At 54.9% G+C, this 13,660-nt stretch carries 11 protein-coding genes; 4 read left to right on the top strand and 7 right to left on the bottom strand.

Annotation, left to right across the window (positions count from 1 at the left end):
- Positions 1-77: 77 nt before the first annotated feature.
- From RY075_RS02940 to tamA, 3 genes are read right to left on the bottom strand one after another with little or no spacing between them, the layout of a single operon-like run.
- A complete protein-coding gene (locus tag RY075_RS02940; RefSeq protein WP_017383925.1) occupies positions 78-422 on the bottom strand; it encodes a gamma-glutamylcyclotransferase in 345 nt (114 codons plus the stop codon).
- 2 nt (positions 423-424) lie between these two features.
- Complete coding sequence (gene tamB / locus RY075_RS02935; protein ID WP_302378172.1) at positions 425-4,201, bottom strand: autotransporter assembly complex protein TamB; 3,777 nt, start codon at positions 4,199-4,201, stop codon at positions 425-427.
- Positions 4,198-5,931 carry an autotransporter assembly complex protein TamA gene (tamA, locus tag RY075_RS02930; protein ID WP_022650273.1) on the bottom strand — a complete coding sequence of 578 codons (1,734 nt, stop codon included), beginning with the start codon at positions 5,929-5,931 and terminating at the stop codon, positions 4,198-4,200. The genes tamB and tamA overlap by 4 nt, the downstream gene beginning before the upstream one ends.
- A gap of 224 nt (positions 5,932-6,155) precedes the next feature.
- Between tamA and msrA the strand changes: the two genes are divergently transcribed.
- Both msrA and RY075_RS02920 read left to right on the top strand, forming a co-directional pair.
- Positions 6,156-6,797: a peptide-methionine (S)-S-oxide reductase MsrA gene (gene msrA / locus RY075_RS02925; RefSeq protein WP_003856057.1), complete on the top strand. Its 642-nt coding sequence runs from the start codon at positions 6,156-6,158 to the stop codon at positions 6,795-6,797.
- A gap of 211 nt (positions 6,798-7,008) precedes the next feature.
- Positions 7,009-8,346, top strand: a complete 1,338-nt coding sequence (locus RY075_RS02920) for a hemolysin family protein (RefSeq protein WP_022650272.1) — start codon at positions 7,009-7,011, stop codon at positions 8,344-8,346.
- Between the two features lie 83 nt (positions 8,347-8,429).
- Here the strand turns inward: RY075_RS02920 and RY075_RS02915 are convergent, their stop codons facing one another.
- Both RY075_RS02915 and RY075_RS02910 read right to left on the bottom strand, forming a co-directional pair.
- The gene (locus RY075_RS02915; protein WP_048209732.1) at positions 8,430-8,837 is read right to left on the bottom strand and encodes a hypothetical protein; all 408 of its coding nucleotides are present in this window, start codon (positions 8,835-8,837) and stop codon (positions 8,430-8,432) included.
- Between the two features lie 334 nt (positions 8,838-9,171).
- The gene (locus RY075_RS02910; RefSeq protein ID WP_003856054.1) at positions 9,172-9,378 is read right to left on the bottom strand and encodes a DUF1107 domain-containing protein; all 207 of its coding nucleotides are present in this window, start codon (positions 9,376-9,378) and stop codon (positions 9,172-9,174) included.
- Positions 9,379-9,702: 324 nt separating this feature from the next.
- Here RY075_RS02910 and RY075_RS02905 point away from each other — a divergent pair, with 324 nt between their 5' ends.
- Entirely contained in the window at positions 9,703-10,260 is a 558-nt protein-coding gene (locus RY075_RS02905; RefSeq protein WP_022650270.1) for a YtfJ family protein, read from the top strand.
- On the opposite strand, the gene cysQ is transcribed toward RY075_RS02905, so the two are convergent.
- A complete protein-coding gene (gene cysQ, locus RY075_RS02900) occupies positions 10,254-10,994 on the bottom strand; it encodes a 3'(2'),5'-bisphosphate nucleotidase CysQ (RefSeq protein ID WP_003856050.1) in 741 nt (246 codons plus the stop codon). The two genes, RY075_RS02905 and cysQ, sit on opposite strands and share 7 nt — an antisense overlap.
- Positions 10,995-11,184: 190 nt before the next feature.
- Between cysQ and RY075_RS02895 the strand changes: the two genes are divergently transcribed.
- Positions 11,185-13,128, top strand: coding sequence for a bifunctional 2',3'-cyclic-nucleotide 2'-phosphodiesterase/3'-nucleotidase (locus RY075_RS02895; RefSeq protein ID WP_032608365.1), 1,944 nt, complete (start codon positions 11,185-11,187; stop codon positions 13,126-13,128).
- Between the two features lie 93 nt (positions 13,129-13,221).
- On the opposite strand, the gene RY075_RS02890 is transcribed toward RY075_RS02895, so the two are convergent.
- The gene (locus tag RY075_RS02890) at positions 13,222-13,608 is read right to left on the bottom strand and encodes a helix-turn-helix domain-containing protein (protein WP_022650268.1); all 387 of its coding nucleotides are present in this window, start codon (positions 13,606-13,608) and stop codon (positions 13,222-13,224) included.
- Between the last annotated feature and the right edge of the window lie 52 nt (positions 13,609-13,660).

Below are 13,660 nucleotides of genomic sequence, written 5' to 3'. Positions count from 1 at the left end.
TTGTGCCTTTCGATCCCGGTAACCCGTGCTAATGGGCGCAAAAAAACAACGCCACCTTACGGTGGCGTTGTCATTTTTCAGAACTGGTCTCTGTCTAACCAGTTACCGCTTTCAATCAGCGTTAACCCGTCGACCGAACGTTGGTACACGTACATCCATGCACTGCCGTAAGGTGTCTGGATCAACTGGCGAGCGTATTCACCGCCCCTGGTGCGCAAGGCATCAAGTTCGGCCAGCGTGGCATTATCAATACGATAAACCTCACCCTGTACCGTTCCGTTCCCCGGAACTGCGCCTGGATAGTGGCCCAGACTGTACAACTGGTAGTTTTCGATTGTGTAATTTCCCAGCAACTGGGCGTTGGTCATCCAGTGGCTGTTGCCTTGCCTGGTTCGTAAACTGCCGTAAACAAATATTCGCATTGCTAAAACTCAAACTGATAGAGCAGATCAAGTGCCTGGTCTACGCCGGACACTGCTTCCAGATATAGCTTAGGCATCAGGCGATAACGTAACGTGAGTGTAGCCAGTGAGTCAAAGATCCCCACGCCATATTTTACCTGTAGACCCGGCAGTACATAGCCGCTGACCACTACCTGCGAAGAGTCACCCACGCCCTGAGTGTCCAGCGCCAGATTGCTTACGCCAAACGTCTCGCCGATTTTACCCACAACCTGACCACTTTGTGCAACCCCCAGACCGACTAACATTGATGTCATTGCCGCACCATCGCCCTGTTGGCTATCCAGACCCTGGCCGCGCAGCAGGTAAGAGAGCGCTTCCTGTTGCGACATGGCCGGGTCAGAGAAGATCTCTGCCTTAGGTTCATCGGCGGAGCCCGTCACGCGCACGCCCGCAATCACATCATCTTCGGTGGCTTCCGGGTTACGTATCGCTTCGATATTGAGTACCGGCTGATCCGGTGGACCGGAGAACAGCAGCTCGCCTTTACGCACAATCAAATCCTGACCGTAGGCATGGAAGCGCCCTTCAGGAATATTGATTTGTCCATTGAGGCCAAGCCCCTGTTGATCCTGCGCCACTTTCAGGTCACCCGTGAGTCTCGCCTTCAGCCCAAACGCGTCCAAACGCACGTTATTCCCCACGTGCACGATAAGATTACTATTAATCGGTATGCCAGCGCTCTTCTGTTCAACAGGTTTCAGATTTTCATTGAGCATAACTTCATCACTGGAGACGCCAACCGCGCTTTCCGGCACTTCGTGAACCACGATGCGCGCCCACGGTACGTCAACACGGCCGTCCAGGGTGAAGAGACTCGGCGTTGCCTCAAAGACCACGTCTGGCGACACGTCCAGGCGCACCATCGGCGGTACCGTGATACGCACCCTGCTGCCCTTGGCCGCAATACGGGCGCGCCAGTTGTCGAGCTGGCTCCAGTCTGCGTCACCGCTCAGGTTGATTTGTCCCTGCTGCGTCAGTACTGAGCCACTGAGGGTTGAGCTTTGGCCGTTAAAGTTCATCGTCAGCTGGCTTGGCTGCATATCGAACGGCATAAAGTTACCGTCAATGTCCACGCCGTTTAACCGCATCTGGCCAAACAGCTGCGGGCTTTGCGCATCCCCCGCCAGACGCAGGTTGGCGCTGAGCATCCCCGCCGCCTTTTCTCCCCGCGAGAAGATCGGATTCACCATCGCCAGGTTGAAGTTGCGAATATTGACGTTGCCGCCGAGATTGCGCCGCCCTTGCGGATCGGTAATTTGCACCTGTCCGTCAAACTGACCGTTGTTGGTCAGGCGGATCAGCCATCCCAGTTCAGCACGATTGTTACGCAGGTCAGCGTTCACATTCAGGGTGTCGAACGCTACCGGCAGCGGCGCGTCATTGACCTCCTGCGTCACCTTCACGTTACGCCCGGAGAGCGTAACGCTGCCCTGCGGCAGCCCCTCTTTGGTGGTGTCCCACGCGACGTCCGCTTTACCGCTGAAGACCCCGCTGGCCTGGGTGGTTTCCGGCATAAACGGTTTCAGCATCGCCAGGTCGAAACGGTTGAGGTTGATCTGCGCGCGTCCTTCCGCGCCCGCATCAATGGTCTGCGGCACGCACAGCTCAGCATTCGGGTTGGTCCAGCAGTGTGGCCCAATGCTTAACTTTTGCTCCGCATTGCGGTAGTCCAGCGCGATGGATCGGGACAGCACCAGCGGGCCGACCGGCGTGCTGAAGCGGGTGTTATCCAGTACGCCCTTCCAGCGCGTTGCCTGGCGATCAAAACTGCCCGTCAGGTGCAGCTGCCCGGAGACCGGCTCGCCCTGCACGCGCAGCTGGAGATCGTGCTGCTTTTCGTTACCTTTTGCCGCCAGCGTGACCAGACTGATGTTCACGTCCGGCTGGGAGATACGCTCCACGCGCAGGTCCAGGTTTCCGCCGATCTGATCGGTGGATTTCACGTCCCCTTCGACGCGCACGCGGGCAATGGAAAGTTCCTGCCAGCGCAGGTTATTAGCGGTGATGTCCGCCAGCAGCTGCGGCGCCTCCACCGTACCGCGAACCTTCACTAACCCCTTCGCCGTGCCGCCAAGACCCGGCAGGGCGTTATCGAGATTTGGCGCGTCGATGGTGGCATCCAGATCGAGATCTTTCACCCCCAGCTCGCCTTTGATATCTGCCGTGTTGCGGCCCAGCGCCACGTGCAGGCCCGGGATCACCCACTGGAGATAGCTGTTGCCCTTAAGCGAGCCCTCTACGTTGACTTTGTTCTGCTTCACGTTGCCGGTGAGCTTGAGTTCCGGCACGTCCATCTGCCAGGTGCCACCGTACAGGCTACCGCGGGTTTTGATCAGGCCATCCAGTTTTGACGGCCAGTCCGGGACCTCTTTAGCGGTGTTGATCCCGGTCAGCTTCAGCTCGCCGCGCCAGCTGATCGCCTGCTGCCAGTCGAGCAGCGCGGTCAGCTCTGTTTTTCCTTCCAGCGCCGCCACGGTCAGCTTGTCGAGGTTAACCTGCAACTCGTTACCCTTCGCATCCAGGGTGATATCGGCGGGCGGTACCCCCTGCCCCTTCACTGCCGTGCGGAACGACAGCGTGTAGTCGGTCATTTTGCCACTCAGCTTCAGCTTCAGATCCTCAGCCTGGAACTGTTTTTCGCCGGTGAACGGCCAGTAAAGCTGCTTGCTGACAACCTCAAGGTTGAGCGGTAAACCGGCCTCTGCCAGCTGGGTTTGCCCGCGCAGCACCATATCCACCGGTCCGGAAAGGTTCACGCCGAACTCCAGCTTCTCACGCAGCGCGCCGCCGACCTTCACCTTCACCTTTTCGCCCTTCAGCGGATCGATGTTCAGGGCGCTGTTCAGCGTAATATCAACCGGCCAGTTGTCGCGCAGCAGCGCATTGCCTGAGGCGTTCACCGAGCCCTGACTGGAGTCGATATCCAGCGCGTCGAGCTTCATGTTGCCGTCGATACTGCTGACTTTAAGCAGCATGTTGAAGACTGTCAGATCGGTATCACCCGTCAGACGCAGCTGCTCGCCCTTAAACTCTTCGATATTGAGGTTCAGCGGCAGATGCACGTCGGTCATCTCCGGCAGAACCGGTTTCGAGAAGAGATCTTTCAGCGTTTCGCCCAGCGGTTTTTCTTCCGGCTGCGGGTTCTGGATCTTCGGCTCGACGACCTCTTCCTGCGCCACGTCGGCCACCTTCGGCAGCGCAATCAGCAGCCCTTGCAGGGAGGTTGGGGTCAGGGTGAGGTTTTTCTCCTGCCAGCGCAGACCGGAGGTGAAATCCATCACGGATACCGTCGTATCGTCGATTTTGATATTGACGTTATCCAGCGCAACCCGGTAGAGCGCAATCGGGTACGGCGTGGAGAGATTCAGCGGGCCGCTGTCCTCTTCTTCGACAGGCTCAGACTTCGGCATTTTTTTGGAATCTATCGCCACGTTAACGTCTTTTAGCGACAGATCGTTTACGCACAGCTGGCTGTCACGCAGGCAGCCGAGCTTGACCGCCAGATGAAACTCGCCCGCGTTCACCGCCACGCCGGGCTGTTCGTAACGGATATTTTTCAGGCGCAGATCGCGCCAGCCGCCCGTCACCTGGCCGATTTCCAGCCCCGGCACCCAGCGGTTCGCGGCGTTAAACAGCAGATGCAGGCCCGTGGTGGTGCCCACCAGAAACGCCACCGTACCGAGCAGTAATACGATAAAAATCAGCACCCCGAGGCTTATCTTCTTCCATAAACTCATAATTCAGGCCCCAGACCGATGTAAAACTGTAAACCGTGTTCGTCTTTGTCGCCCACCGGAACGGCGAAATCGAGCTTGATGGGCCCGACCGGTGACTGCCAGCGCACGCCTACGCCCGCGCCGGTTTTGAAATCGCTGCGGCGGATATCGTTCACCGCTTCACCGCCGTCAACGAACATCGCCCCCCACCACTTGCCGCTGACGTTGTACTGGTACTCCAGCGAGCCGGTCGCCAGTTTTGACGCTCCGGTCAACTGTCCTTTGTCGTTTTCAGGTGAGATCGATTTGTACTTATACCCGCGAATGCTGCGGTCGCCCCCGGCGAAGAAGCGCAGATCCGGCGGGACGCGTTCGAAATCACCGGTTTCGATCCAGCCGAGATTACCGCGCATCACAAAGCGGTGTTTGTCGTACAGCGTGCGGATCCAGACGTTTTGCGCCTGAAAGACGGAGAAGTCTACGTCGGAGCCCCAGGCAGTGTTGGAGTAATCGATGGAGTAGCGCTGAGAGTCGCCCCAGGTCGGCATCAGGCCACCGCGCGAGCGGGTACGGCTGATCATCACGCCCGGATAAAGCAGCATGGTGGTGTTGGTAACGTTTGCCTGGGTAAAGTGGTCGAGGCTCCAGCGCAGGTTAATGGCGCGCTGCCAGCCGCTGGAGAGATCCCAGAAGCGTGATACCGCAAGCGTCGTCGAGTCCTGCTCGGTATCGTTCAAATCGGTACGTTTAAAGCCGCCCTGCACGAGGTAGTATTGCTCAAGCGGATTTTTCAGCAGCGGCATTTTATAGCTGAAGTCCAGCTGCTGTTCAGGCGCAGACAGGCTCACGCTGGTGGTCAGGCTGTGGCCGTAGGAGTTCATCCACGGTTTTTTCCACGAGGCTTTCACGCGCGGGCCGACGTCCGTGGAGTAGCCGACACCGGTCTCAATGGTGTTTTCGGTGCGCGGAGAGACCACGCCATGCAGCGGTAACACTTTCGTTTTACGGGATTTATCAAATTCCGGTGCCACCACCACGGAGTTAAACCAGCCCGTCGCGGACAAACGACGGTTCAGCTCGCCCAGGTCGCTGGACTGGTAGTAGTCGCCCTTTTTAAACGGCACCAGGTTTTGCAGATACTCATCACGGATTTGCGATCCTTCGAAGGTCACATCGCCAAACCGGTAGCGCTCGCCGCTGTCGTAATCGATATCCCAGAATGCCTGACGTCGCTCAAGCGCAACGCCTAGCTGGCTTTTGTTGAACTGGCTGTCAAAGTAGCCTTTGCGCAGCGAAACGCTGGTTAAGGATTTTTTAAAGCGATCGTAATCCCCGTGATTGAGCACGGTGCCCACTTTCGGACGGGTGCTGAGCAGATCCAGGTAGTCACGATCGGTGCGCGCACCGCCGCGCAGCACCACGTTCGTGCCGCCAATCAGGACGGGTTCGCCCGGCGAGACGCGGGCAATCAACACCTGGCGTCCTTTCGCCGGCGGCGGGCGTAAATCGAAATCGATGGTGGGTTCGTAGTACCCCAACGCCTTTAAGCCTTCGCGAATGGCGTCATCCACGCGCGCGCGAAAACGCCGATCCGGCGTGACCTCATCGCTCTGGATAGTAGAAAGCTGCGCACGCACGTTTTTTTCCAGCGCCCCGGATAACCCCTCAACCTGCAAACGGACATTCGCCGCGCTGGCAATCCCGCTGGTCAGCAGTAAGCTGACTAAACATAACTGGCGGATCTTTGTCACGTTTTCTCCTGAATATCCCTGTTTCCACCCTGGAAGCAAATGCAGTGCCGCTCCGCGGCAAAATACGGCCTGAAAGCCAAAAACCCAAATTACGGGTTGAAAAAGGGTGTAACACCCAAATATTTCTTATGATTAAATCTAGACTCATTCATCGCATTTATTGTGTTCAATTAAACGCTTCGTGACAACCTTAACCGAAACAACGCTACCCCGGAGGCCCCACCGTGAGTTTATTTGATAAAAAGCATCTGGTATCACAAGCCGATGCGTTACCGGGACGCAACACCCCTATGCCAGTGGCGACATTACACGCCGTAAACAACCATTCAATGACAAACGTTCCTGATGGAATGGAGATCGCCCTGTTTGCCATGGGCTGCTTCTGGGGCGTAGAACGCCTGTTCTGGCAATTGCCGGGCGTGTACAGCACCGCTGCGGGCTACACCGGAGGATATACGCCTAACCCAACCTACCGCGAAGTCTGTTCCGGTGAGACCGGTCATGCTGAAGCGGTGCGTGTGGTGTATGACCCGAGCGTCATTAGCTATGAACAGCTGCTCCAGGTGTTCTGGGAAAACCATGACCCGGCGCAGGGCATGCGTCAGGGTAACGATCACGGCACCCAATACCGTTCGGCCATCTACCCGCTCACCCCAGAGCAGGAGGCCGCGGCCCACGCCAGCCTGACGCGTTTCCAGGAAGCGATGCAGGCGGCCGGTGATAAACGTCAGGTCACGACGGAAATCGCTACCGCGAAACCGTTCTACTATGCCGAAGACGACCACCAGCAGTACCTGCATAAAAATCCGTACGGCTACTGCGGCATTGGCGGCATCGGCGTCTGTCTGCCTCCACAACAGGACTGATTACGGCTTCAGCGCCACGCGAGCCGCGTGGCGCACAGCCTCTCCCTCCGGCCACTTTTTGCCGAAAACGTGACCTCTGGCAGGTTTACACGTCTTTACGCTATACTACCGCTGAAATAATCGGCTCAACGCTACGAGCTGACTTCAATGTGTCTTCACACGAATGGTATCAACTCCCCTTCTGAGGATCTGGCGAGAAGCCGGATAAACTATGTTAAACAGTATTTTAGTAATACTTTGTCTTATTGCCGTCAGTGCATTTTTCTCGATATCGGAGATCTCGCTGGCTGCCTCCCGTAAAATCAAACTGAAGCTGCTTGCCGACGAGGGCAACATCAACGCATCACGCATTCTGAAAATGCAGGAAAACCCCGGCATGTTCTTTACCGTGGTGCAGATTGGCCTGAACGCGGTCGCCATTCTTGGCGGTATCGTGGGTGATGCAGCGTTTTCTCCGGCGTTTTATGGCCTCTTTGTTAAGTACATGTCCGTAGAGCTGGCCGAGCAGTTGAGCTTCATCCTCTCCTTCTCCCTGGTGACCGGCTTGTTCATTTTATTCGCGGACCTGACCCCGAAACGCATCGGTATGATTGCGCCAGAAGCTGTGGCTTTGCGTATCATCAACCCGATGCGCTTCTGCCTTTATGTCTTCCGTCCGCTGGTGTGGTTCTTTAACGGCCTGGCGAACGTCATTTTCCGCATCTTCAAGCTGCCGATGGTGCGTAAAGACGACATCACCTCCGACGATATTTATGCCGTGGTGGAAGCCGGGGCGCTGGCAGGCGTGCTGCGCAAGCAGGAGCACGAGCTGATTGAGAACGTTTTCGAACTGGAATCCCGTACCGTGCCGTCCTCCATGACCGGCCGTGAAAACATCATCTGGTTCGATCTGCATGAAGACGAGCAGAGCCTGAAGACCAAAGTGGCGCAGCATCCACATTCCAAGTTCCTGGTCTGTAACGAAGATATCGACCATATCATCGGCTATGTGGACTCCAAAGACCTGCTGAACCGCGTGCTGGCAAACCAGAGCCTGGCGCTGAACAGCGGCGTGCAGATCCGCAACACCCTGATTGTGCCGGACACCCTGACGCTCTCCGAAGCGCTGGAAAGTTTCAAAACCGCCGGGGAAGACTTCGCGGTGATCATGAACGAATACGCGCTGGTGGTGGGCATTATCACCCTCAACGACGTTATGACGACCCTGATGGGCGACCTGGTCGGCCAGGGGCTGGAAGAGCAGATTGTTCAGCGTGACGAAAATTCATGGCTCATCGATGGCGGTACGCCGATTGAAGACGTCATGCGCGTGCTCGACATCGACGAGTTCCCGCAGTCCGGCAACTACGAGACCATCGGCGGCTTTATGATGTTTATGCTGCGTAAAATCCCGAAACGTACCGACTCGGTGAAGTTCTCCGGCTTCAAGTTTGAAGTGGTGGATATTGATAACTACCGCATCGATCAGCTGCTGGTAACGCGTATTGATAGCAAACCGACCGTGCTGGTGCCGAAACTGCCGGATGCGGAAGAGAAGGTGTCGGCGTAATTTATGAAGGGCAGCGTTGAGCTGCCCTTTTTGTTTTAAAACGGAAGCTGCCGTTTATGTAATTTAAATAATTTTTTAAGTCCTTAGAAGGGGGACGAATTGAGATAAATAAAGGCAGAGCCTACGATATTATTAAATTTAAAAATATCCCCGTTTACTTTAAGAAAAATCGTTCTGTCTTCAATGCTAACTTTCACGCCAGGATCGGTGGTGACAAGGAAAGGTTCATAACCATTTTTAATGTCTTCTAAAAAAACTTCATCGGTCTTTTGTGCCGTGTAAAGATAATATTTATAAACGAAAGAAGTCGTCGCACCCGCGCTGCTTTCCGTGATATACAACATAGACTTATCAGCTACGGCATGCCGATAAACTATAGTCTGTTCAAGGTAAAAAAAGTCACCAAGCATGCGCCAAATCCCATATCCTATGGTAGCTAACATAAATAACACAAATATATTCTTATTTTTAAAAACCAGATCTCGATGCATAATTATTCCATTTATTTTCCATGCGTACGGCTTCCCTTCTCAGCCAACAGTTAAAGCTGACCTTTTTACAACTCGCTTATAAAAAGTATAGGGGTATTGTTTATGCCATGGATAATAAGTCCAATAGTGATCCAAGTTTTTAATGTTTTATATCAATTTTTAGCACTGAAAAAGATTTTAAGAAAAACTTCATCAATTCATGGTTATGCCCGTTAATACAAATAACGCCAAGTCAAAACTATCTGCTTCAGGGTATGTCTCTGGACTGGCCCTACAAACATCAACGGCTCCCATTGGGAGCCGTCTTTTTAACAACTACTGCATAGCACGTTGGTTAAGCCATCTCAGTTTGCAGACGCATAACCTGACGGTTGACTTCGGACATCACAGACAAGTGCTGTTTGTCCTTCACTTTCGGGATAAGGATTTTGCCCTTATCGAACTCAAAAGCGCCAACATCCTTGATGTACAACCGTCCACGGAACAGGATCTTCACGTACTTCGCCACCTGAAGCGGGTTGTAGCGTTGGAAAATTTTCATTCTTGTATCTCCTGCGAATCATACGCTCTTGCGGTGCCACAATCGGCCCGACTGTCCTGAGCGCAAATTTTGATGCCCAATGACTATAGACCAGAACCTCGTACTTACCCAGTGTGCATAAGTTTATTTACCGTTTGATTACAATTATTCAGAATAATCTTTGCAAAGCGTGATACAGCGCAGTATATGCCGTCGTTTTTGCATAGATATGTGCGTTCGCCCGCAAACTGGCATCGGGATTGCGGGAAAAGCCTATTGATCGCACTTATGATTAAAAGCGCATGACCAAGTGGTCGGATCACCTGCTAACAATAAGGAAACACCATGACCCTACGTAACCTCCTGGCAGCAGCTTGCCTGTTGCTGCCGCTGATGGCTTCCGCACACAACATTGAAAAAGGACAACGTGTCCCGCCGGTCGGGATTGCTGACCGGGGAGAATTGATTCTCGACAATGATAAGTTTAGCTATAAAGCCTGGAATAGCGCGCAGCTTGCGGGCAAAGTGAGAGTTGTACAACATATTGCCGGACGTACATCCGCTAAAGAGAAAAACGCTACCCTCGTGGAGGCGATCAAGGCCGCAAAACTCCCGCACGATCGCTACCAGACCACTACCATCGTGAACACCGACGACGCCATTCCCGGCTCCGGCATGTTTGTGCGCTCAAGCCTTGAGAGCAATAAGAAGCTCTATCCCTGGTCGCAGTTTATTGTCGACAGCAACGGCGTGACGCGTAAGGCGTGGCAGCTGGAAGAGGAGAGTTCAGCGATTGTCGTGCTGGACAAAAACGGTCGCGTAGAGTGGGTTAAAGACGGCGCGCTGACGCAGGATGAGGTGCAGCAGGTGGTTGCCCTGCTGCATAAGCTGCTGACTCAGTAAAGTGACACCCGGAAGCCCGGATTCAGGAATGACTCGCGCGGGGTGTAGTCCAGTGGCTTACCCTGCCAGTCATGCACATGCGCGCCAGCGGCCGCCGCCACCGCATGCCCTGCCGCCGTATCCCAGACGTTCGTCGGCCCGAAACGTGGGTACAGCTGCGCCTGCCCTTCCGCCACCAGACAGAACTTCAGCGACGAGCCAATCGACGTCGTCTGGTGTTCACCCAGCTGTTGCAGATACTCCTCCAGCTCGCTGTCACTGTGCGAGCGGCTGATCACCACCAGCGGAGGACGGGCATCACGCACCTGGATCTGCTTACGCACGCCGCACTCTTCCTTCCAGGCTTTACCTTCCGCCGCGCTGTACATCACCTTCATCACCGGGGCATAAACCACGCCCAGTACCGCTTTCCCGTTTTCAATCAGAGCGATGTTGACGGTGAATTCACCGTTACGCTTGATAAACTCTTTCGTGCCGTCCAGCGGGTCGACAAGCCAGTAACGCTGCCAGTGCTGACGTTCATCCCAGCTCTGGGGCGCTTCTTCAGAAAGGACCGGAATATCCGGCGTCAGGGCCTGCAAACCTTTCAGGATCACTGCATGCGCCGCGATATCCGCCGCCGTCACCGGGGAGTCATCCGCTTTGCTGACAACATCCATCGGTTTCGCACCGTCGTACACCTGCATAATGGCATCACCCGCATCCCGTGCGAGCTGACAAATTTTATCTAACATTCTCCACCTCTTCGTTAACGCAGTGGGCATAACTTATTGTTTTAGTTATATCGTAATGTGAACAATTCCGCTATCTGTGAAGCAATTCTGGTTTCAGCGCCCTTTTTTCTGGCAGCATTCACACTTCTGTAAGCAACAAATACTACATACATATTCTTTTGTGGCTTGGATCGAAAAAAGGACTCCTCAGATGATTAAGTTTAGCGCAACGCTCCTGGCAACGCTGATTGCGGCAAGCGTTCAGGCAGCGACGGTGGATCTCCGTATTCTGGAAACCACCGATCTGCACAGCAATATGATGGACTTCGATTACTACAAAGATACCCCTACGGAAAAATTCGGACTGGTACGCACGGCAAGTTTGATCAACGCCGCCCGCGGTGAAGTGAAAAACAGCGTGCTGGTCGATAACGGGGACTTAATTCAGGGCAGCCCGCTCGGCGACTACATGGCGGCGAAGGGGCTGAAAAAAGGCGAGATCCACCCTGTCTATAAAGCGATGAACACCCTGGATTATGCGGTTGGCAACCTGGGCAACCACGAATTTAACTACGGCCTGAAATACCTGCACGACGCGCTGGCAGGGGCAAAATTCCCGTACGTTAACGCCAATATCATCGACGTTAAGACGAAGAAGCCGCTCTTCACCCCTTATCTGATTAAAGAGACCGAGGTTGTCGACCAGGACGGTAAAAAACAGACGCTGAAAATCGGCTATATCGGTTTTGTACCGCCGCAGATCATGACGTGGGATAAAGCCAACCTCGACGGGAAAGTAACCGTCAACGACATTACCGAAACCGCGCGCAAATACGTGCCGGAGATGCGGGCGAAAGGGGCGGATGTGGTGGTCGTCGTGGCACACTCCGGCCTCTCGGCCGACCCGTATCAGGTGATGGCTGAGAACTCCGTGTACTATCTCAGCCAGGTGCCGGGCGTGGATGCGATCCTGTTTGGTCACGCCCATGCCGTCTTCCCGGGTAAAGATTTCGCTGATATCAAAGGCGCGGACATCGAAAAAGGGACGCTCAACGGTGTGCCATCGGTGATGCCGGGCATGTGGGGTGACCACCTTGGCGTGGTGGATCTGGTGCTGAATAACGACAGCGGAAGCTGGAAAGTCACGCAGTCGAAAGCGGAAGCGCGTCCGATCTACGACGCAGCGGCCAAAAAATCTCTGGCAGGGGAAGATAAAAAGCTGGTCGACGTCCTGAAGCATGACCACGACGCGACGCGTGAATTTGTCAGCAAGCCGATCGGTAAATCGGCTGATAACATGTACAGCTTCCTCGCGCTGGTACAGGATGACCCGACCGTGCAGGTAGTCAACATGGCGCAGAAAGCCTATGCGGAGCACTATATTCAGGGCGATCCGGATCTGGCAAATCTGCCGGTACTGTCTGCCGCGGCGCCATTCAAAGTGGGCGGACGTAAGAACGATCCGGCCAGTTACGTTGAGGTGGAAAAAGGCCAGCTGACCTTCCGTAATGCCGCCGATCTCTACCTCTATCCCAACACACTCGTGGTGGTGAAAGCCACCGGGAAAGAGGTGAAGGAGTGGCTGGAGTGCTCTGCCGGACAGTTCAACCAGATCGATCCGCACAGCAGCAAACCGCAGTCGCTGATTAACTGGGACGGTTTCCGCACCTACAACTTCGACGTGATCGACGGCGTGGATTATCAGATTGACGTTACCCAGCCCGCGAAATATGACGGCGAATGTCAGGCCATTAATCCGCAGGCAGAACGCATCAAAAACCTAACCTTCAACGGCAAAGCGATTGATCCTAATGCCACTTTCCTGGTGGTGACCAACAACTACCGCGCCTATGGCGGCAAGTTTGCCGGTACGGGTGACAGCCATATCGCCTTTGCCTCACCGGATGAGAACCGTTCGGTGCTGGCGGCGTGGATCAGCGCGGAGTCGAAAAAGGCGGGTGAAATTCATCCGGCGGTGGATAACAACTGGCGTCTGGCACCGATCCACAGCGACACTAAGCTGGATATTCGCTTTGAGACATCTCCGTCCGATAAAGCAGCCGCGTTTATCAAGGATAAGGCGCAGTATCCGATGCAAAAGGTCGCGACGGATGATATTGGGTTCGCGATTTATCAGGTGGATTTGAGCAGGTAGCGATGATTGTGCCGGGTGGCGGCTTCGCCTTACCCGGCCTACCCGCAATCCTCGATCCCGTAGGCCGGGTAAGCGCAAGCGCCACCCGGCATTTCATGCCGCACGCTCGTCCCTATTCGCCATCACCTGCGGCGTATTGACCTCAATCCAGTCGGCCAGCGCGGCCACCTTCTCGCTTACCTCCCGCCCCAGCGGCGTCAGGCTATACTCCACATGCGGCGGCACGACCGGATACGACACGCGATCGACAAACCCGTCATGTTCCAGCGCCTGTAAAGACTGAGCCAGCATCTTCTCGCTGACGCCGCCCATCTTGCGGCGCAGATCGCTGAAGCGATGCGTCCCCTGACGTAACGCCACCAGGATCAGCACGCCCCAGCGGCTGGTTACGTGTTTGAGCACCTCCCGTGACGGGCACTGTTCCGCAAAGAGGTTGCCATCGCGCATTTGCTCGCTGAGCGTTGGTATTGTTGTTTTCATACTTACCTTTTTGTACGTACTTACTAAAAGTTAGTTATGGTGATAGTGTGCC

This window comes from Enterobacter sp. JJBC, from assembly GCF_036936505.1.
Classification (GTDB): domain Bacteria; phylum Pseudomonadota; class Gammaproteobacteria; order Enterobacterales; family Enterobacteriaceae; genus Enterobacter; species Enterobacter hormaechei_C.
This window is presented reverse-complemented; position numbering and strand designations above follow the sequence as displayed.